Source organism: Hymenobacter artigasi, from assembly GCF_012275535.1.
Classification (GTDB): domain Bacteria; phylum Bacteroidota; class Bacteroidia; order Cytophagales; family Hymenobacteraceae; genus Hymenobacter; species Hymenobacter artigasi.
This window is the reverse complement of the sequence record NZ_JAAVTK010000001.1, coordinates 242,631-263,283: the sequence shown is the minus strand read 5'-3', so window position 1 is coordinate 263,283 and position 20,653 is coordinate 242,631. Positions and strand designations below refer to the sequence as shown.

General features: G+C 63.6%; 12 protein-coding genes. 4 read left to right on the top strand and 8 right to left on the bottom strand.

The annotated features are described in order from the left end of the window. Positions 1-106 precede the first annotated feature (106 nt). The 4 genes from HBN54_RS01065 to msrA form a co-directional block, all read right to left on the bottom strand. Positions 107-1,633: a family 43 glycosylhydrolase gene (locus tag HBN54_RS01065; protein WP_317170063.1), complete on the bottom strand. Its 1,527-nt coding sequence runs from the start codon at positions 1,631-1,633 to the stop codon at positions 107-109. 678 nt (positions 1,634-2,311) lie between these two features. Continuing rightward, positions 2,312-3,466 (bottom strand): methionine aminotransferase, encoded by a 1,155-nt coding sequence (locus HBN54_RS01060; RefSeq protein ID WP_168671294.1) that lies wholly within the window; start codon positions 3,464-3,466, stop codon positions 2,312-2,314. Between the two features lie 169 nt (positions 3,467-3,635). After that, positions 3,636-7,889 carry a PAS domain-containing sensor histidine kinase gene (locus HBN54_RS01055; RefSeq protein WP_168671293.1) on the bottom strand — a complete coding sequence of 1,418 codons (4,254 nt, stop codon included), beginning with the start codon at positions 7,887-7,889 and terminating at the stop codon, positions 3,636-3,638. Positions 7,890-8,028: 139 nt separating this feature from the next. After that, on the bottom strand, positions 8,029-8,703 hold the full coding sequence (gene msrA, locus HBN54_RS01050; protein WP_168671292.1) for a peptide-methionine (S)-S-oxide reductase MsrA: 675 nt from the start codon (positions 8,701-8,703) through the stop codon (positions 8,029-8,031). 384 nt (positions 8,704-9,087) lie between these two features. Here msrA and HBN54_RS01045 point away from each other — a divergent pair, with 384 nt between their 5' ends. The 3 genes from HBN54_RS01045 (at position 9,088) to HBN54_RS01035 (ending at position 13,222) form a co-directional block, all read left to right on the top strand. Beyond that, positions 9,088-9,486, top strand: a complete 399-nt coding sequence (locus HBN54_RS01045; RefSeq protein WP_168671291.1) for a hypothetical protein — start codon at positions 9,088-9,090, stop codon at positions 9,484-9,486. An 87-nt stretch (positions 9,487-9,573) separates the two neighbouring features. Next, complete coding sequence (locus HBN54_RS01040; RefSeq protein ID WP_168671290.1) at positions 9,574-10,578, top strand: fatty acid desaturase; 1,005 nt, start codon at positions 9,574-9,576, stop codon at positions 10,576-10,578. A gap of 139 nt (positions 10,579-10,717) precedes the next feature. Next, complete coding sequence (locus tag HBN54_RS01035) at positions 10,718-13,222, top strand: TonB-dependent receptor plug domain-containing protein (RefSeq protein ID WP_168671289.1); 2,505 nt, start codon at positions 10,718-10,720, stop codon at positions 13,220-13,222. A 227-nt stretch (positions 13,223-13,449) separates the two neighbouring features. On the opposite strand, the gene HBN54_RS01030 is transcribed toward HBN54_RS01035, so the two are convergent. Then, positions 13,450-13,998 carry a YceI family protein gene (locus HBN54_RS01030; RefSeq protein ID WP_168671288.1) on the bottom strand — a complete coding sequence of 183 codons (549 nt, stop codon included), beginning with the start codon at positions 13,996-13,998 and terminating at the stop codon, positions 13,450-13,452. Between the two features lie 358 nt (positions 13,999-14,356). On the opposite strand from HBN54_RS01030, the gene HBN54_RS01025 reads away from it, so the two are divergent. Next, on the top strand, positions 14,357-17,227 hold the full coding sequence (locus tag HBN54_RS01025; RefSeq protein WP_168671287.1) for a TolB family protein: 2,871 nt from the start codon (positions 14,357-14,359) through the stop codon (positions 17,225-17,227). On the opposite strand, the gene HBN54_RS01020 is transcribed toward HBN54_RS01025, so the two are convergent. The 3 genes from HBN54_RS01020 to HBN54_RS01010 all read right to left on the bottom strand — a co-directional run bounded on the left by HBN54_RS01020 (position 17,211) and on the right by HBN54_RS01010 (position 20,569). Then, positions 17,211-18,095: an alpha/beta fold hydrolase gene (locus HBN54_RS01020; RefSeq protein ID WP_168671286.1), complete on the bottom strand. Its 885-nt coding sequence runs from the start codon at positions 18,093-18,095 to the stop codon at positions 17,211-17,213. The genes HBN54_RS01025 and HBN54_RS01020 overlap by 17 nt on opposite strands. Before the next feature lie 454 nt (positions 18,096-18,549). After that, positions 18,550-19,386, bottom strand: a complete 837-nt coding sequence (locus HBN54_RS01015) for an alpha/beta fold hydrolase (protein WP_168671285.1) — start codon at positions 19,384-19,386, stop codon at positions 18,550-18,552. A 460-nt stretch (positions 19,387-19,846) separates the two neighbouring features. Further along, positions 19,847-20,569, bottom strand: a complete 723-nt coding sequence (locus HBN54_RS01010; RefSeq protein WP_168671284.1) for a GAF domain-containing protein — start codon at positions 20,567-20,569, stop codon at positions 19,847-19,849. Positions 20,570-20,653: the final 84 nt, after the last annotated feature.

Sequence of the window (20,653 nt, the reverse complement as noted above, 5' to 3'; positions counted from 1 at the left end):
AACTGCTCTAAAATGGTCTGACGGTGGGGGCTGCAAGCCCCCGGCAGGAGGCTTTCGGAGTATAACTCCGAAAGAGCAGTGCTCCGAAAGAGCAAAGGCAGACTTCCTACCGCTGGTTGCAGATGATGAAATTGTTGAACGTGGCCGTGTTGTCGGCATCGCCCTGGGCTACCAGCGCCACGCGCACGCCCCGGTCCCAGGGCGGAAGGTAGGTGCCGTTCAGGGTGAAGTTTTCGGTGGGCAGGGGCTGCCAGGTGGCGCCGTTGGTGCTGTAGGCGAAGCGGTAGCGCTGGCCACCCCATACTTCGAGGCGCAGCGATAGAGTAGGGCAGGCATCGATGAAAATAGTGGCCAGGCACTGCTGCTTGCCGCTTTTCAGGTGCCATATTTGGAGCTGGCCGTTGCCGGCCATTATTGCCAGGGCATTGTAGGGGTCGCCCACGGCGGCCAGGCCAGCGAAGGTGTCGGCGGGCAGGCTGGCGAAGTCGATGGTAGTGGCGGCCTTGTAGGTGGCGGCGTGCGTGCGGCGCGCCACCAGCGCCCCGAGGCGCGAGTCTTGCGCGGCGAGGTGCAGCTGGCCGTGGCGCACGGCCGTGGTGGGCTGTTGGCCAATGGGCCACTGCCACGCCAGGCCCAGGCGGTCGCCCGCGAACTCATCGGCCACGTTGAAGCGGGCCATGTTGGTGAGGGCCGGGGCCTGGGGGCTGCGGTGCACGAACTCGGGCCATTCCTGCTCGTTCCAGGTAAACTCGCTGAGGAGGCCCTGGCGGCCTACAAACTCGTGGCTTTCGGCCGCGTAGGCGTGGTGCAGCAGGAACCAGCGGCCGTCCAGCTCGGTCACGGTGCCGTGGCCGGGGCATTTCCAGGTGGTGTTGCGGTCGAGGATGGGGTTTTGCTCGTGCTTCTCCCAGGGGCCCAGCAGGTGGCGGGAGCGGGCCACGCCGGTGGCGTAGTTGCAGCTCTTGCCGCAGCAGCTGTTGCCGGCATAAAACATGTAAAACCAGCCGTTGTGCCGCACCAGGGCCGAGCCTTCCACCAGCGGGCCTTCCCACTTCGCATCGTTGCCAAACAGCTCGGTGGCTTCGCCGATGAGGGCGGTGCGCTCCGGGTTCAGGCGCTGGGCCCAGATGGGAGTGTCCTGGTGGCAGGAGTTGCCGTCTTCCTTCCAGATGAGGTAGAGGTTGCCGTGCTCGTCGGGCATCGCAAAGCCGTCGATGGAGCCGGCTTCCTGGCCCACCAGCGGGCCGTGGTCGGTATAGGGGCCGGCAGGGTGGTCGGCGCTGGCCACGGCTACGCACAGCATGCCGCCCTTTTTGCGGGCGGTGTAGTACACGTAGGTGCGGCCGTTTTCGTAGTAAAACTCGGGGGCCCAGAAGTTGGAGCCGGCCCAGTCGGGCAGCTTCTCGGGGAAAACGTGGCCCACTAATTCCCAATCCAGCAAATTCTTCGAGGTGAAGAGCGGGAACACCGCGCCCCACTCGGCCGAAGTGGCGCTGGCCCAGTACGTATCGCCGATTTTGGTGACGGTGGGGTCGGGGAAGTCGCCGGGCAGTACCACGTGGTCGTAGGAAACACGGGCGGGGGCGGGCGTAGCGGCGGAGAGGCCGGCCGCCATTTCTAGTTCAAATGACACGGGTGGGAAGTGTTAGGCGAATAGAAAAAAGCCGAATGGGTTTATTGTTCAGCTTTCAATATTTCGAAAGGTATGAATTTGTAATAAATAGCGAATGGCAATGGGGTGTTGACGAGTTTAACAGTGTTAAATACTCGGCGAACGCCCCCTGGTGCTGGATGGGCTAAGCGGCTGAAAGGTTGTTTTTGGGAATGATAGAAGGGGCGAGACCATTAGTGCATACTTCAGGCCAATGTAATGCACGGGCGGTTTCATCCATATTTAAAAGTGGTTTTTTCCAAGAATTGGGAATTTATAAAAAGAACCTAAAGCACTCCCTCGTTGAAGGGGGGCAACCGGTAATAGCTGAGCTTGTCTTCGTGTGCCGGCCCTTTTGGAAAGGGGGTGACGACCATAACACCGGTTTTGCAGGCCACAGGCCTTTTCCCACAGTTGAAAGCGGGCAACGCCAGCCCCGGCAATCGTGCTGCTTGCCCGGTGTTGCAGGCTGGTATCGGCCACTTGAACCCTACTTTCCACCCAGCAGGCCTCCAGAATATGGATGGCTACTGCGAGAAATGGAGCCACTTACCGGGCCCGGGCCGCAGCATGCTGAGCGTCGGAAATAGAACTGCCCGCTTCTTTGGAAAAAAGCGGGCAATTGAAAATCAGCAGCCTGCGAGCGAGGCGGGCCGGCGGCTACTGACGGAGCCGCGCCGCCGCCGCCTGCAGCGTGGTCGATTCCTTGGCGAAGCAGAACCGGATGAGGCCATCGTCGAACCCATCGTGGTAGAAGGCCGAAACGGGCACCACGGCCACGCCCTTGTCGCGGGCCAGAAACTGGGCAAAGGCCAGGTCGCTGGCGGGCGAGAAAGCATCGTAGCGGGCCAATTGGAAATAGCCGCCGGGCACGGGCAGCAGGTCCCAGCCCGCGCCGTCGAGCAGGGCCCGAAATTCGTCGCGCTTCTGCTGGTAGAAGCCGGCCAGGCCCCGGGCGTGGGCATCGGTGGCATCAGCGGTGAGGGCGTCGGCGAGGGCGTGCTGGGTGGGCGTGCTCACGGCGAAGGTGAGGAACTGGTGCACGCGGCGCACCTCGGCCGTGAGGGCGGGCGGGGCAATGCAGTAGCCCACCTTCCAGCCGGTGGCGTGGTAGGTTTTGCCAAAGGATGAGAGCACGAAGCTGCGCTCGCGCAGGGCCGGGTGCTGGCGGGCACTCATGCGCGGGGCGCCGTCGAACACGAGGTGCTCGTACACTTCGTCGCTGAGCACCAGTGCATCGGTGCCATCGAGGAGGCGGGCCAGCTCGTGCCAGTCGTCGGCCGTGAACAGGGCCCCGCTGGGGTTGTGGGGCGTGTTCACCAGTACGAGGCGGGTGCGGGGCGACACCACCCGGCGCACGGCGTCCCAGTCGGGGCGGAAGTGGGGGGCGGGCAGGCGCACATAGCGCGGCACGCCGCCCTGCAGCCGAATGGCCGGCCCGTACAAATCATAAGCCGGCTCAAACACCACCACCTCATCGCCGGGGCGCACCACGGCGGCCAGCACGGCATAGAGCGCCTCGGTGGCCCCGGCCGTGACGGTGATTTCGGTGGCCGGGTCGGGGGCGGGGGCGTCGGCGTGGAGGCGGGCTACCTGGGCCGCAATGGCTTCGCGCAGCCGGGGCAGGCCGGGCATGGGCGCATACTGGTGGTGGCCGGGGGTGCGGGCGTGGCGGGCCAGGGCTTCCAGCAGCTCCTGCGGCGGGTCATAATCGGGAAAGCCCTGCGCCAGGTTGATGGCCCCGGTTTCCTGGGCCAGCAGGGTCATTTGGGTGAAGATGCTGACGCCAACGTCGGGGAGCTTGGACTGGAGCACGGTGGGAGGGGGATGGGGGGTGAGGAGCTAAGGGCCAAAAGTCGTTTGTCATCCTGAGCGCAGCGAAGGACCTTATCACGCCTGCGCCAATTGAGATTACTGCAAATCGTTCGGGCGTGATAAGGTCCTTCGCTGCGCTCAGGATGACAAATAAATTCAATTTTCCTGCTCACAAATAAATCTGAAACGTGGTGCCCTCGTCCACCTTGCTGCTCACTTCGAGCCGGCCGCCGTGGTTTTGCACAATGCGGTTGACGAGGTAGAGGCCCATGCCGGTGCCGTCGACCTGCGGATGGAAGCGGCGGAAGAGCTGGAAGAGCTGCGGGCCAAAGCGGTCGAGGTCGATGCCCAAGCCGTTGTCCTGCACTGTGAGGGTGGGGCGGCCGGTGAGGGCATCGGGGGTGCTGCTGAGGCGGATGCGCGGCGGCCGGCCGGGGGCGGCATACTTCAGCGAGTTGCTGATGAGGTTGAACAGGACGCTTTGCAGGTTGAGGCGCACAAAGGTGACCACCGGATACGTGGCAAAATCCAGCGCAAACGTGGCCCCGGTCTGGGCAATCTGGTCGTGCAGGCTGGCTAGTATTTCGTCCGTCAGCTGGCTGAGGCTCACGGCTTCGGGTGGCATTTCCTGCTGCTGGCGCTGCACCTGCACAATGGCGCTAAGGTCGTCGATGGTGGCATAAATCCGGGCCAGGGCGCGCTCAAAGTAGCCGATGAGCTTGATGGCGTCGGGGTCGCGGAAATAGGCCGTGCGGGTGAGCTCCTCAAAAATGCCCGCCATGTTGTTGATGGGCTGCTTGAGGTCGTGCGAGGCCGTGTAGATGAAATTGTCCAGGTCCTCGTTGGTGCGTCGCAGGCGGGCATTCTGGCCTTCGAGCTGGTGCTGGGCCTGCTTCAAATCGTGCACGTCGGTGTTGGTGCCCACCCACAGCACCACTGCCCCGTGGGCATCCCGGATGGCTTCGCCGCGGGCCATAAACCAGCGGTAGTGGCCCTGCTGGTTGCGCCAGCGGTGCTCGTTGGTGAAGGTTTCGCCGGTGCGCAGGCTATGGCGCCAGTGCTGCAGAATGCCGGCAAGGTCATCAGGATGAATAAAATGCTCCCAGCCCCACTCCTGCAGTTCGGCAAACGTGGCTCCCGTCAGGTCGTACCAGCGCTGGTTGTAGTAGTTCACGCCCCCATCGGGCCGGGCCGTCCAGGCCATCTGGGGCAGGGTTTCGAGCAGCTGCTTGAAGCGGGCCTGGCTGGCCAGCACCTGCTCCTGCAGCACGCGCTGCTGGTGCACGTCGGTGTTGGTGCCGTACCATTTCAGAATGTGGCCACCGGGAGCGCGGCGGGCCTGGGCCTGGCCCAGAAACCAGCGGTACTGGCCGTCGTAGCGGCGCAGGCGGAATTCGGCCTCGTAGTAGCGCTGGCTGGCAATGGCGGCCTGCCAGCGCTCCTGCATGGGGGCGCGGTCGTCGGGGTGCACGAAGCTGAGCCACTCCGCCGCGCCGTTTTTCTCCATGGCCTCGCCCAGGTAAGCGGCCGTGCGGTGGTTGTAGAAATCCACGGTGCCATCGGGCCGGGCCGTCCACACCTGTTGCGGAATGCTCTCGGCCTGAATGCGTTGCTCTTCCTCGCTGGCGGCCAGCTGGGTTTGCAGGTGGCGTAGCTCGGTCACGTCGGTATTGGTGCCAAACCAGCGCACCACCGCGCCGGTGGCTTCGTCGCGGATGGGCCGGGCGCGGCTCAGGAACCAGCGGTACTCGCCGTCGTGGCGGCGCAGTGGGAAAGTGTCTTCCCACGGCTGCCCGGCCTGAATGGCCGCCAGATAACGGGCATTGATGTCTGCCAGCAGGGTGGGGTCGTGCACGGCCTGCCAGCCTGTGCCCTGCATGGTGGCCAGGGTGGCCCCCGTGTAATCGTACCAGCGCTGGTTATACCAGAAAATATAGCCCGTGGCATCGGCCATCCAAGCCAGCTGGGCCATGTTGTCGGCCAGCGCGGCAAAGTCGGTGCGGCTGCGGGTCAGCTCCTCAGTGCGCTCGTGCAGGTCGTGGATTTCCACGGTGGCCGCGCTGAAGCCGGCCAGCTGCCCGGTGGCATTGGTGTAGGGCTGCACTTTGGTCTGAAACCAGCGCAGCTCGCCATCGTGCCGGCGGCAGCGGAAGGTGGCCTGCCAGGCTTCGCCGGCCGCCATGGCCGCCTGGGCCACGGTGCTCACGGCGGCGCGGTCGTCGGGCGGCAGGAAGTCCCAGGCCGCGTTGGGCGCGGCGGCCGGGCTCAGGCCGGTGTATTCGTAAAAGTACGGGTTGGTGTAGGTGATGTAGCCGCTGGGGTCGAAGTTGAAAATGAACACCGGCACCGAAGCGGTGATGGCGTTCACCTGCTCGTTGCGGCGGTTCATTTCGGCCGCCAGGGCCTCGGCGTGCTGGCGGGCGTGCACGCGCTCGGTCACTTCCAGGGCAAAGCTCAGTACCCCATACACCCGGTCCTGGTTGTCGCGCAGGGGCACCAGGTTCAGGTCGAAGTAGTGCTCCGTCAGGGATTCGGCGGGGTGGTGGCCGGGCAGCCGAATGAGCGTTTCGTGCCCCACAAAAGGCTTGCCGGTCTGGTACACGCGGTCGAGCAGCTTCAGAAAGCCCTGCCTGGCCACTTCGGGCTGCACCTCGGCCACGGGCTGGCCCAGGTGGGGGCGGGGCCTCATCAGCTGGTAGTAGCCAGCGTTGAAGAACGAATAGCGGTGGTCGGGGCCCTCAAACGTGGCAATAAACGCTGGGGCCTGGGCCAGAATCTGGCTGAGCTGCCGGTCTTTCACTTCGAGGCGATACCGGGCCTCGTGCAGCTCGTGAATGTCGAGGTCGGAGCCGAACCACTGCCGGGGGCGGCCCACGGCATCGGCCAGCGGCTCGGGCACGCCCTGGCTCATAAACCAGCGGTACGCGCCATCGTGGCGGCGCAGGCGCAGCTCGTAGTGCCAGGGCGTGCCGGCGGCCAGCGCGGCGGCGTATTCGGTGGCCACGCGGGCGCTGTCGTCGGGGTGCAGGCAGGCAGTCCAGGCATCGGCCAGGTCGTCGCCCAGCTGGGTGCCGGTGTAAGCATACCACTGCGGGCTGAGGTAGAGCACCTGCCCGGTCTGGTCGCTGATGAAGGTGATGGACGGCAGGCTTTCCGTCACGTGGCGCAGGCGCTGGTCGGCGGCGCGGGCCTCGGCGAGCAGGTCTTCGCTGCGCTGGCGGGCCTGCACCTGCTCGGTCACGTCGAGGCTGTAGGCCAGCACGCCGGGGGCGGCCCCGGGCTCGCCGGCCAGGGGCAGGTAGCCGAAGTTGTTGTAATGCTCGCGGAGCTCGCCGGTGGCAGGGTCGGTGAGGATGGAGCGCTCCTCATGGCCCAGCACCGGCTGGCCGGTGGCCACTACCTGCTGCAGGAGCTTGAGGTAGCCCTGGTCGGCAATTTCGGGCAGGCTCTCGGCTACGGAAGTACCAATGCTAACGCGCGGCCCCATCTGCTCGCGGGCGCGGGCCGAGAGAAACGTAAACCGAAAATCGGGCGCTTCCATCGCGGTGATGGTGAGCGGCAGCTGGTCGAGAATGCGCTGCATGTGGCGCTGCTGGTCATCCACGAGCACCTGGGCGCGGTAGCGGGCGTCTATATCGGTGCACAGGCCAAACCAGCGCTGCACCTGCCCATCGGCCCCGCGCTGGGCCACTACCTGCGAAAGAAACCAGCGGTACTCGCCCGCCACGCCGCGCATCCGGAACTCCAGCTCGAAGGGCTGCGTGCTGTGCAGCGCCTCGCCCCAGCGGGCATACATGCCGGCCAGGTCATCGGGATGAATAATCTGCTGCCACAAAACGGCTTTTTCCGCTTCGCTCATTTGCAGCACGTCGTGGCCGGTGTAGGCCATGAAGCGCTGATTGGTATAATCAGGCTCGCCCTGCGCGTTGGTGGCCCACACGAGCTGCGGCAGGCTTTCGGCCAGAAACCGGAACCGCTCCTGTTCCTGCTCGGCCACCAGCTGGCTGTGCAGCTGCGGCGTCACATCGAGCAGGCGCAGCAGCACATAGCGCGCCTGCGGCGGCGGAATGGGCTGCAGCGTGGCCTGCCAGTAGCCGTGCGGCGCGCCCAGGCCGGCGGGCACCGGGGCCGGCATCAGGACCTGGGCCGTGCCGGCGAGCGCGGCAGCCATGGCCGGAGCCCAGGCGGTGCTGGCCGCCAGCACGGCCCCACCCGCCTCAGCGGCGGCGCGCAGGGTGGCCAGCGGCTGGCCGATGAGGGCATCGGGCGCGGTGCCGGCGGGCAGCAGGGCTACCATGGCCGCGTTCAGGTGCAGCACCGTGCCATCGGGTGCTAATACGCCGTGGGGCGCGGGCAGCAGCGAGAACAGCAGCTCAAAATCCAGCGCTGGTGGGGTAGCAAACGACATATCAAGAGCGGACATTCAATTGAAAACAGCCACCAGCCGGCCACTTCCGCTTTCAAAGATAGGCTGCTGGAAGCGGGTGCACGACGGCCATCAAAAAGCCCCGGTCGTTGCGGACCAGGGCATTTTGGTAGGACGTCAACTAAACAGCCAACGCCTACAGCGGGTTTTTGAGGTCTTTGGGAAATAGCTTCTGCACGTGCTCTACTTTGTGCGCCGATACGTGGACAATGTAGGAGCTTTCGGGGTGCAGGCGGTAGTAGCCCTGGTGGTAATCCTCGGCGGGCCAGAATTTCTGAAACGGCACTACCTGGGTCACAATCTTGCTGTCGTACTCCTTCGCGGCGTTGACTTTGGCAATGGTCGCTTCCAGGATTTTCTTTTCCTCCGGGGTGCGGTAGAACGCGGCCGAGCGGTACTCCGGCCCGGCATCGGGCCCCTGGCGGTTGAGCTGGGTCGGGTCGTGCGAGGCGGTGAAGAAAATGTCGGCCAGCTTCTGGTAGCTGATGATTTTGGGGTCGTAGTATATCTGCACCGTTTCGGTGTGGCCGGTGGTTTTGTCGGCCACTTCCTCGTAGGTGGGGTTGGCCTTGGTGCCGCCAGCGTAGCCGCTCACTACCTGCTTCACACCCTTTAGCTGCTCAAAGGCCTCTTCCTGCGCCCAAAAGCAGCCGCCGGCAAAGGTGGCCTGGGCCAGCCCGGTCAGGTTGGTGGGTGCGAAGCCGGCCGTGGAGCGCGGCGGGTTCTGAGCATCGGCGGGTTGCTGCGAGCCGCAGGCAAACGTGAAGGCCAGCAGGCCAATGCCAAACAGGGATTTCAATTGACTTTTCATGAAAATGAGACGAAGAGAGGAATGCCGAAAGGAAATGGCTGCGACGATAGACGCTGACGCCTGGCCGGCCTTACAGCCCGCGCCAATCTCCTTGATTCTTAATGTACGGCCTTGGGAGCCGTCCGGGTTGGTGGGGGTGGCCGTGCTGGTGGCCGGCTCCGCAATGGCAACCGCAACAGTGCCGTCGTGGTTGCGAAATCAATTGTCCAATGCGCAGATTCAGGAGGATGAGAAATGAAGCAGTATCCGTATTTATACTGGTGCAGCGATTGGCCTATGCCTTTGTAGGGAGGTGGGCCGAATAAAGATGAGCAAAAAATTCATGTTTGCATCCTTTACTACGTACTTCCCGTAGCAGGCGCTATTGCTATCCAATTTGAAGCTATGTCCCTGCAAACGTTATTTGAAGCACCTCACATCACGCTCTCCTACGACCATTTGAATGAGTGGCTTCTGGCCGACTGGCACGGCAACCAGGACCTGGCCAGTGTGCAGCAGGGCGGCCAGGAAATGCTGCGGCTAATGAAACTGCAGCGCTGCCACAAGGTGCTGAACGACAATACCCGCGTAACCAGCATGTGGAGCGATGCCGCCGAGTGGGCCGGCAAAGACTGGTTTCCGGCCATGACGGCCGCCGGCCTGCAGTACTTCGCCTGGGTTTATTCGCCCAATCTCTACAGCCGTCTTTCCACCGACCTCACCCTGCAGTTCACGGCCGGTAGCCCGGTGGTGGCCACCTTCGACGACGTTGACACCGCGAAGGGCTGGCTAAAGCAGATGTAGCCAGCAGCCGGGCTGAACCTATTTGCCGTATTTTTGTCTGCAAGGCCGGGCGCGTCCTCATTTACCACGCCCGTCTTCTGCTTTTTTATGGCTTCAGCACCTACTGCTTTCACCGTGGCCACGGCCCCCGAGCCGCACCGCGTGCGCACCCGCCAAATTATCAAGGCCCACCCCGAGGTGAAGCAGCTGATGACGCGCAACCCCACCACCTTCCTCATCGGGCTGGGCTGCGTGGTGGCGCAGGTGGCCATTGCGTACTTCCTGCGTGGCCAGGCCTGGTACTGGACCATTCCGGCGGCGTACCTGGTGGGCGCGTTTTTTTCGCACACGCTGTTTGTGGTCATTCACGAAGCGGCGCACAACCTGGTGTTTCGCAAGCTGTGGCAGAACGTGGCCACTGGCATTCTGGCCAATTTCCCGTCGATTTTCCCCACGGCCATCAGCTTCAAGAATTTTCACATCAAGCACCACGTTTTTCAGGGCGTGCACGAGCTCGATGCCGACCTGCCCGACTGGTACGAGGCCAAGCTGATTAACAACTACAGCATTGGCAAAGCCATCTGGCTGTTTTTCTTTCCGGTATTTCAGCTTATTCGCACCATCCGCTGCCGCGAAATTGCCACCGTCGACAAGTACGTTTTTGCCAACATCGCTGCCCAAATTGCCTTCGACGTGGCCATTGTGTACTTCTTCGGCTGGACGGCCCTGCTGTATCTGTTCCTCAGCTTCTGGTTTTCGGTGGGCCTGCACCCGCTTGGGGCCCGCTGGATTCAGGAGCACTACCTCACCCTGAGCGACTCGCAGGAAACCTATTCCTACTACGGCCGCCTCAACGGCATCAACCTCAACGTGGGCTTCCACAACGAGCACCACGACATGCCCAGCATTCCGTGGAACAACCTGCCCAAGCTCAAAACCGTGGCCCCCGAGTTCTACGAGCCCCTGCTGGCCCACACCAGCTACACCAAGCTTTTCTTCATGTTCCTGTTCGACCAGGAAATCAGTCTCTACTCGCGCATCACGCGCAAGGAGCGCGGCACCGCCACCCTCAAGGACCAGAGCGTGCCGGATAAGGAACTGCTCTCGGCCTAAGGCCTTGTCCGTCTTACTGGAATGCCCGGCGCGCCCGACCAATTTGGCCGGGCGCTCTTATATTGAGCCGGTTTCGGAGCAGCGGTATTTGGTGTCGCTTGCCGAAAGCCCTTTCCGTTGTGTTTCTTTCCACCGTTCCATGTCGTTTTCTACCCGTTTACGCCTGCGCCGGGCGTGGCCGTCGGCTGCCCTGCTGGCCATTGTAGCGCTGAGTGCCGCCGCCTTTCGCTCGCCCACCGACGATGAGGTGGTGCGCCGCATTGTGCTGAGCGTGCAGCGGTTTTATGCCGCTGCCCTGCCCGAAAAAGCCTACCTGCACCTCGATAAGCCCTGGTACACGGCCGGCGAAACCATCTGGCTGAAAGCCTATGTGGTAGACGCCGACCGCCACCAGCCCGACACCCTGAGCAAGGTGCTGCACGTGGAGCTGCTGAACGCCAACAGCCAGCTGGTGGCCCGCCGCAACCTGCGCCTGGAAGCCGGCCTGGCCCCCGGCGACGTGGCCCTGCCTGATACCCTCAGCCCCGGCAATTACACCCTGCGGGCCTATACCAGCTGGATGCGCAACGCCGGCCCCACCTTTTTCTATAGCCGCCAGGTGGCCATCTGGCCCGCTGCTCCGGTCGAAAACCCCGATTCGAAGCCGGCGGCCGTGCGGGCCCGTGCCACCGCCGCCCGCCAGCTGGCCCAGTCCGTGGCCACGCCGCCCGACGTGCAGTTTTTCCCCGAAGGCGGCAACCTGGTGGCCGGGCTCGAAAACACCGTGGCATTCAAAGTCACCGACTTTGCCGCCCATGGTATTGACGTGGAAGGCAAGGTGTTTGATGGGGATAATAAACTCGTTGCCGCGTTTGGCAGCAGTCATTTGGGCATGGGCACATTCGTGCTCACCCCGGTAGCGGGGCAGCGCTACCACGCGGTACTGGCCCCGGCGGCCGTGCCCCTCACGGTGCCGCTGCCGGCGGTGCAGGCCAGTGGCTACACGCTGCACGTCATCACCCTCACCAACGACTACCTGGTGGCCATCCGGCAGCAGGGGGGCAGCGGCGGCCCGGTGCTGCTGCTGGGCCAGGTGCGCGGCACGGCGGCCTACGTGGGTCGGGGCCAGGTAACGGGAGCCGAGGTGTTCACGGCCCGCATTCCGAAAAGCAAGTTCCCGGCCGGCATCGTGCATTTCACGCTGTTTGATGGGCAGGGTGCGCCGCTGGCCGAGCGGCTGGCCTTTGCCCAAACCGACCCGGGCCTGCACGTTACCCTCACGCCCGACCGGCCCAGCTACGGCAGCCGCCAGCCGGTGCGCGTGCGCGTGGCCGTAGCCAATGCCGCCGGCGAACCGGTGGCCGCCAACCTCTCCCTGGCCGTGACCGATGCCGGCGTGGCCGAGGCCAACGCCGAAACCATTGCCTCCAACCTGTTGCTGACCTCCGACCTGGCGGGCTACGTCGAAACCCCCGGCTACTACTTCCAGAACCCCACCCCCGAAACCGCTCAGCACCTCGATGCCCTGTTGCTCACGCAGGGCTGGCGGCGCTTTGCCTGGACCAATGTGTTGAGCAACAAGGCTCCGGTGCAGGATTTTGGCGTGGAGCGCTCGGTGAGCGTGCTGGGCCAGATATTGCAGCGCAACGGCAAGCCAGTGCCGGGCGGCAAACTCAACTTCCTGCAAACCGCGCCCACCAAGCTGTTTATGGCCACCACGGCCGACGAGGAAGGCCGCTTCCTGTTCAACGGCATTGGCGGCTGCGACACCATCCGTGTGACGCTGCAGGCCCGCACCGGCAAAGACGGCCGCAATGCCGAGCTGCACCTCGACCCCGGCCCGCCCGTGCCCCGCCGCCCCAAGGCCCCGCTACCCCTACAGGTCCCGGCCGCGCTGGCCGATGCCCTGGCCCGTAGCCAGCAGCAGCGCACCGCCGAACGCAAGTTCCGGCTCGATACCACCAAAACCATCCTCCTCGGCGGTGTTACGGTGAAGGGGGCCAAGGCTGTGGTCAGCGACCCGCGCCGGATTTATCCTTCTACCGGCGCTACCGTGCTGAAAATGGACGATTATCCTGGCAGCGGAAGCAACACGGTGCTCCAGATGCTGCAGGGCCGGGTAGCGGGCGTCACCGTCACTGGCACCGGCGAAAACACCAACGTGTTGATTCGGGGCGTCACCAGCTTTGCTGGCAGCTCCTCTCCGTTGTTTCTGCTCGACGGCGTGCCCGTGGACGTGAGCGCCCTGGCTTACTTCCCGGCTACTGATGCCGAAAGCATTGAAGTTCTGAAAGGCGGCCAAGCCGCGATTTATGGCAGCCGGGGTTCCAATGGCGTTATTGCCGTGTATTCGCGGCGCGGCAGCCCCACCTTCAAGCCCTCGTCAGTGCCCGCGCCGGGCGTGGCCGTGCTGCATTTGCCGGCCTACTACTGCGGCCGCGAATTCTACGTGCCGCGCTATGATGCGCCCAAAACCAACCGGGAGTTTCCCGATGCCCGCCGCTCTACGCTCTACTGGAACCCCACCGTGCAGACTGATGCCGCCGGCCAGGCCGAAGTACGCTTCTTCACCTCCGATGCCAAAGGCGCATTTCAGCTTCGCACCGAAGGCCTGTCCCGCAGCGGGCAGACCGCCCAGGGCCAGGGCACACTTCGCGTGGAGTAGCTGATAATCCGACCATAAAAAAAGCGGCTGCTCCCGAAGGAACAGCCGCTTTTTAGCGTTTAGCCGGGCCGCTTAGCGCAGTTTCCAGGTTTGTGTACAGCTTAGGAGGCCAGCAAGCAGTAGCGCGAACTTTGTAGTTCGCGTCCCCGCGCCGTCAGAGCAGTTCTAACGGCGCGGGGACGCGAACTACAAAGTTCGCGCTACGTGTACACGAACCTGAAAACCGCTTAGGCCTGCTTGGCAAACTGCACGTTGGCAATCAGCTTCACGTCGTCGCCGAGCACGATGGCGCCGGCTTCGGTGATGCCGCCCCAGGTGAGACCGAACTCTTTGCGGTTGATTTTGCCGGTTACCTCGAAACCCGCCTTGGTGTTGCCGTAGAAATCGACGGCCGTGCCGCCGTACTCGGCTTCCAGGGTTACGGGCTTGGTCACGTCGCGCATCGTGAGGTTGCCGGCGAGGGTATAGGTATCGTCGCTTTTCTTGGTGAAGGAAGTCGACTCAAATTTGATGGTCGGGAACTTGGCGGCGTCGAAAAACTCCTCGCCTTTCAGGTGGCCGTCGCGCATTTCCTGGTTGGTGTCGATGCTGTCCACGGCGAGTTCGAACTCTACCTGGGCATTCTCAAACGTGTCGCCCTCGCTCTGCATCGTGCCCTGGAAGGACTTGAACGAGCCGGTAACGGTGGAAATGACTAAGTGCTTGATTTTGAACTGCACTTCGGAGTGGGTAGGGTCGATGGCCCACTTGGTGGCGGTGGCGGTGGTTTCAGACATGGCGTTGGGGTTGAAAAGGTGAATTGAGATTACAAAGATAATCAATGTTGCTACATTTGATGTCGATACATGAATTATATTTTCAGCCACATTGCCCGGCATCTGAATTAGTTCGGATGCCGGGCGTGGCTGAGGCCTGCAACAAGGTCATACTACTGATTTTCAAAATTTAGTGCCTTATATCGTGTGTTGCGTAGGCGGCCGGGCCGCCGCATATTTAGCTTGTGCGGCGTTGCGCGGCTACGGTACAAGCCAAAGCAGGTGCTGCTGCCCACCAGGAACTTGCCCGGCCTCGGCTGCGCTCGGCATGACGTTCTTTACCATTCATTCCCTACGTCCAATTCCCTCCCGTCATTCTATGCGTCGTTTGCTGCTGCCGGGGCTGCTGAGCCTGTTTGCCATTGCCCCGGCCCGTGCCCAAAGCCTGCCCATTCTTTCCCAGAACCCGCCCGAGCTGCGCTGGCGCGAGGTGCGGACGCCGCATTTCCGGGTGCTGTACGCGGGCGGAATTGACTCGGCGGCGCAGCGCACGGCGGCGCGGCTGGAGCAGCTGCACGGCCCCGGCGTGGCCACGCTGGGCGTGCGCCCGCGTCCCATTGCGGTGGTGCTGCAGAACCAGACCACGGTCAGCAACGGCTTCGTGACGTTTCTGCCCCGGCACGCCGAGTTTTTTACCACGCCGCAGCAGGGGTTTGGGCTGGGCACCGTGGACTGGCTCGATGGCCTGGCGGTGCACGAGTTCCGGCACGTAGGGCAGTTCGAGAAGGCCCGGCAGGGCGTGGGCCGGGTGCTGGGGCCGCTCTTTGGCGATGGGGCGCTGGGCATTGCGGCGGTAGGGGTGCCGCAGTGGTTTTTTGAGGGCGACGCCGTAGGTACCGAAACGGCCCTCACGCGCAGCGGGCGCGGGCGCATCCCCAGCTTCAACGTGGGCCTGCGGGCCAACCTGCTGGCTGGTCGCCGCTACTCCTATCAGAAGGCCGTGAACGGCTCCCTGCGCGACAACGTGCCCGATTGGTACGTGCTGGGCTACTTCATGACCTCATACCTGAAAACCCACCACGGCCCCGATGTGTGGGGCAAAGTGCTGGATGAATACTATCGGTTTCCGTTTTATCCGTTCTCGTTTTCCCACGGCATCCGGCGCACCACCGGCCTCACCGTCGAGCAGCTCTACGGCCGCACCATGACGGAAATTGACTCGACCTGGCGGGAGCAGGTCGCGCTGGCAGCCACCACCACGCCGGTGCGCGAACTACCGGTAGCGGCGTCGCAAAACGTGTTTGCCCAGTACCAATACCCGCAGTACCTAACCGACAGCACGGTGCTGGCCCTGAAAACCGGCCTCGACTACATTCCGCAATTCGTGCTGCTGAGCCGGCACGGAGCCGAGCAAAAGGTGTTCACGCCGGGCCAGCTCAACCTGCCCGAAATGCTGTCGGTGAACGGCGGCCGGGCCGTGTGGCCCGAGTACCAGCAGCACGCCCGCTGGGGCCAGCGCATTGCCTCGGAGCTGAAGGTGCTGGATTTGAAAACCGGGCGGCTCACGCGCATCGGGCGCGGGCAGCGCTACACGGCCGCCGCCCTCTCGCCCGACGGCCGCCGGCTGGTAGCGGCCCGCACCGATGCCGCCTACCACCACGCCCTGGTCATTCTGGATGCGGAAAGCGGGGCCGAAATCCAGACCCTGCCCAACCCCGCCAACGACTTCTACCAGCAGCCCCGCTGGCACCCCGACGGCCGCCGCCTGGTGGCCGTGGCCCTGAGCGCCGCCGGCAAAACCATTGTCGTGCTCGACCCTAATACTGGCACTTCAACAGCGCTGCTGCCCGTGGCCAACCTCAACCTAGCCAACCCGCAGCCCTGGCGCGATTTCGTGCTCTACAATTCCTCCCAATCGGGCATCGACAACCTCTACGCCGTGAGTGCCCGCACGGGCCAGACCTACCGCGTGACTTCGCGGCCCTTGGGCGCCTACCAGGTGGCCGTGGCGCCGGATGGCCGCACCCTGGCCTTTCACGACTACCGGGCCACCGGGGCGCGGGTAGTCGAAATGCTGCTCGATACCACCGCCTGGGTGCCCCTGCCCACCGCCACCGCCGATATCGCCGGGCCGTACGCGGCCGCCCTCACAGCGCAGGAACCCGCCGGGCAGGCTGTGCCGCGCCTGCTGGCCCGCCCCGATTCGGCCCTGCCGCGCTACGGGGTGCGGCGGTATTCGCCGTTGGCGCACGCCTTCAACCTGTTCAGCTACGGCGTGGTGCAAAGCCCCAGCGGCAACGCCGTGAGCGTGGGCCTGCGCTCCCAGGATTTGCTGAACACCACGCAAGTGTTTGCCGGCGTGGGCTACGACCAAACGGAGCGCACCTTCAGCGCTACCGGGGCGCTCAGCTACCAGGGCCGCTTTCCGGTGCTGGATGCCGACGTGACCTATGGCGGGCGCGATGCGGCCATCATCTACCGGGGCGTTACTTACCGCGACCAGTGGCAGTACGCCCGCCTCACAGCCGGCCTGCGGCTGCCGCTCAACCTCACGCATTCCAAGTATTTGCAGGCGCTCTCGCTCGGCACCTATTTCCTGCACGAGCAGGTGTACGGCTACGACCTGCCCGCCCGCCGGCTCTCCGAAACCGGCCCCAACTCGCCACTAAACGCCGTGCAAACCACCCTGAGCTACGTCACACAGCTCAAGCGCAGCGCCCGCAGCGTGGCCCCCAGGTGGGGCGGCGCCTTTCTGAGCACCTGGCGCACCACGCCCTTCGGCACCGGGCTGGAGGCCCGGCAGTGGGCGGCGCAGGGCAGCCTTTACCTGCCGGGCCTGACGCGCAACCATGCCATTCGGCTGCGGGCCGGCTACCAGTGGCAGGACCAGCTGCAGTATCAGTTTGCACCCGCCGTATCCATTCCGCGCGGGGAGGGCTACACCAGTTTCGACCGGCTGGCCGTGGCCAGCTTCGACTATAACCTGCCGCTGGCTTTCACGCACTGGGAACTGGGCCGCCTGCTCTACGTGCAGCGCCTGCGGGCCACCGTGTTCGGCGACGTGGCCCAGGGCAACGACTACCGTGGTACCGCCGCCCGCCTCAACTACCGCAACGCGGGGGCCGATTTGCTGGTGCTCTTCAACGTGCTGCGGCTGCGCACGCCCGTGGAGGCGGGGGTGCGGGTGGTGTACCGGGGCGCGGTGGGGGCCTGGGTTGTCGAGCCGCTGGCGTTTAGCCTGCGGCTCTGAGGTAGTGGGCGTCGGGGGGAGGCATGGCCTTCGCCACGGTGCGCGCGCGCAGGAACTGGTAGCCCAGAAATTTATCGATGGCCGCCATGGTTTGCGCGGGAGCCGTGAGGTGGGGGCAGTGGCCGCTGGTATCAATCAGGGCAATGCAGCTGTCGATAAGGTTTTCGTTGAGGTAATAGCCCACGGCCAGCGGCGCCATTACGTCGCGGGCCGATTGCACGATGAGCGTGGGGATGGTAAGGCGGGATAAGTCCTCGCGCACATCGGCCATGAAGGCTACGCGGGCAAAATGGCGCACGATGGTGGGGTTGGTCCGGGCAAAGCTGTTGGTGAATGTCAGGAGCAGTTCGGGGCGGGTAGTGCCGCCTACCACTATTGGCGCAAATGCCCGCGTCCAGCCCTGATAGTCCGTTTCCATGGCGCCGAGCAGCGCCTCAATATCGGCGCGCTCGTAGCCGCCCTGGTAGTCGTGGCCGTTGATGAAGCGGGGCGAGGGCGAAATCATTACCAGGCTGGCAAAGCGGCCGGGCTCTTCAATGGCCGCCAGCACCCCAATGATGCCCCCAACGGAATGCCCCATAAACAGCACGTTGTGCAGGCCAAGGGCCCGCAATACATCGAGCAGGTCGGCGGCGTGGCCGGCCAGTGTGCTGTGCCGCTCGGTGCTGTAGGCCGCCGCGTCCGAATCGCCGCAGCCCACCAAATCGAGCACCACCACGCGGTAGCGCTTTTCCAGGGCCGGCAGCAGCGGCTGCCACATGCCCTGGTTGCCGCCCAGGCAGTGCAGCAGCACCATTGTCTGAGCTCCTTCACCACTTTGGTGAACGTTGCTGCGTGAGAGTACATCGGAGGCAGGGGTAATCTTCATAAATCGGGGGTGGGTAGGGAGGAGGAATGCAATAGAAGAAGCGGCGGTGGCCTGATGCCGGGTGGCGCGACGAATTGGTGGAGGGCTTCGTTGCACCACCCGACATCAGGCCACCGCCAAAAAAGAATAGGCGAGAAGCAAAGCGGCCGCGTAGCTCGGGAGGAAAACAACAGCCTACCCTCCCCCCGATAGAAACTGTTCCCATTATGGGACTAAAGGGGAAGGTGGAGCAATTTTCCCAAAACGCTTGGCAGCCCGGTAAAATCAGTTTTTTAACATGCCGGGCAGCTTTTGGGGTAAACGGAGAAGGCTTAGGCGCTTGGTTGGGTGATGAAAACTCAAAAACTCAACCAAAGCCATTTTACCTCGCTTGCAGTCAAGCCCCAGCCACAAAAAAGCCCCCCGCAAACCGGCTGGTTTGCGAGGGGCGGGGAGCCCGGAGCGGTGGGCGGGCTTAGTTCTGCACGGTTTCGTGGTGCAGGAAGTGGTCCATGGCCGAAAGGGTTTGCTGCGGGGCGCTGAGGTGGGGGAGGTGGCCGTTGGTTTCGATGACCACTATGCGGCTGTCGGCCAGCTGCTCGTTGATGTAGTGGCCCACGGCCAGCGGCGCGATAACGTCGTGCGCCGACTGCACGATGAGCGTGGGGATGGTGAGGAAGCCCAGCTCGGCGCGGGTGTCGGAGAAGAAGGTGACGCGGGCGAAATGCCGGGCGATTTCGGGGTTGGTGCGCACGAAGCTGTTGGTGAGGGCCATTGCCAGCTCGGGCGAGTCCTGCTGGCCCACCATCACGGGCGAAAAGCCGTGTGCCCAGCCGTTGTAGTCGGCCTCCATGGCAGCCAGCAGCTCGTTGATATCCTTTTGTTCGAAGCCACCCGCGTAGCCCTTCTCGTTGATGAAGCGCGGGGAGGGCGAAACCAACACCATTTTGGCAAAGCGCTGGGGCTCGCGCACGGCGGCAATCACGCCAATCATGGCGGCCACCGAGTGGCCCACAAACGTGACATCGTGCAGGGCCAGGGCACTGAGCACGCCGAGCAAATCGGTGGCGTGGCCATCGAGCGTGGCGTGGGTGGTGGCGGGCTGGTAGGTGCTGTGGTCGGACTGGCCGGCCCCAATCAGGTCGAGGAGCACCACCTGGTACCTGTCTTCATAGGTCGGGGCGATGAAGCGCCAGTCGTGCTGGTCGCCGCCGAGGCCGTGCAGAAATACGATGGTCTGCGTGCCAGGGCCGGTAGCGCCGGAAATAGTAACGTTGCTGCGGTCGAGAATAGATGTAGCGGATGAACTCATTGGGTGGCTAAGCTAAAGGGTCCGGTAATTGGGTTGGGCTAACATACTACAAATCTTGGTTTGTTGGATTGACAGCATGATTAATGTCACTGCAAAAGCTATTAGAACTACTGCTTTCCTTTTTTCTTACAGCAGTGAGCCCGCTATACCAATCACGAAGTGGTTTGCGAAAACGCAGCAGGGTATGACCCCGCACCCTACTGCGTGATGGGTATAACGGTAAGAAGTATCAGCCGGGCTTCGGATGCAGGAAGCGCAGGCATGCGCAGTAAGCGAATGGCATCACCGCAATAGTAGATTCACCGGCTGGCTTGCTGTTCAGCATGGCGTCGCTTCTGATTTCTGACCCCAATCAATAGCAAGCGCCGACCCCGACGACGCGTCCACCGCCTGAGCAGTAGCAGTGAGTAGCAGCAGGAACTACGCCCCGGGCCGCCTCGGAAGATTAATGCCCGCGCAGCTACTGCAGCTGCGCCGAAATCTGTTCGTGCAACGCATCCAGCACCCGTCCTATTTCTTCCTGCGTGGATTGCCGGTAGGCCACGGCCGCGTCGGTATTGGCGCTTTCTTCCCACTTGGCCAATTCGGCCAGCGTGCCGAGGCGGTTTACCGACGCTTCAATCTGGTCGTAGAGGCCGGCCCACAGGGTAGTGCCGGGAGACAGCGTTCCGTCTTTCTCAGATTTGATGCGCAAATCCAGCAGGCGAATCACGATTTCAGAAAGCCGCCCCAGCTGCTGCTGTTCTTCGGCCCCGAAAAGACGGGGCAGGCGGTCAATTACGCAGAGCACGCCTACCGGAAAGCCGTCGGCGGTGCGCAGGGGGCTGCCGGCGTAGAATTGCAGGTTCATGCGTTGCACGAAGCCGGGCTCGGCCAGCTCGCAGGGGTCGGTTTCTAGATTTTCGAACACCGTGGGGTCATCCTGCAAAATCGCGACTGAGCACAGGCTTTCGTCGCGGGGTTCCTGGGCGGTGCCGTCGGGCAGGCCCACGTTCAGGCGGAACTGCACGGTGCTTTCTTCCACCAGGGCCACAATGGCAATAGGCACATCGAAAAGCGTGGCCGTGAGCCGAATAAGGTCATCGAACAGGGCGTCCGGAATGGAGGTGATGAGCTGATACGGACGCAGGGCCTGCAGTCGGTGCGCCTCGTCGGCGGGGCGGCGGGGGTAAGGGGTGGCCATAGAGGGGAGAACGAAGAATAAGTGCCGCCGTGAGCCGCTACCGGCCCATTTTATAGATAATACCAGTACAAAGGTATTGTGATA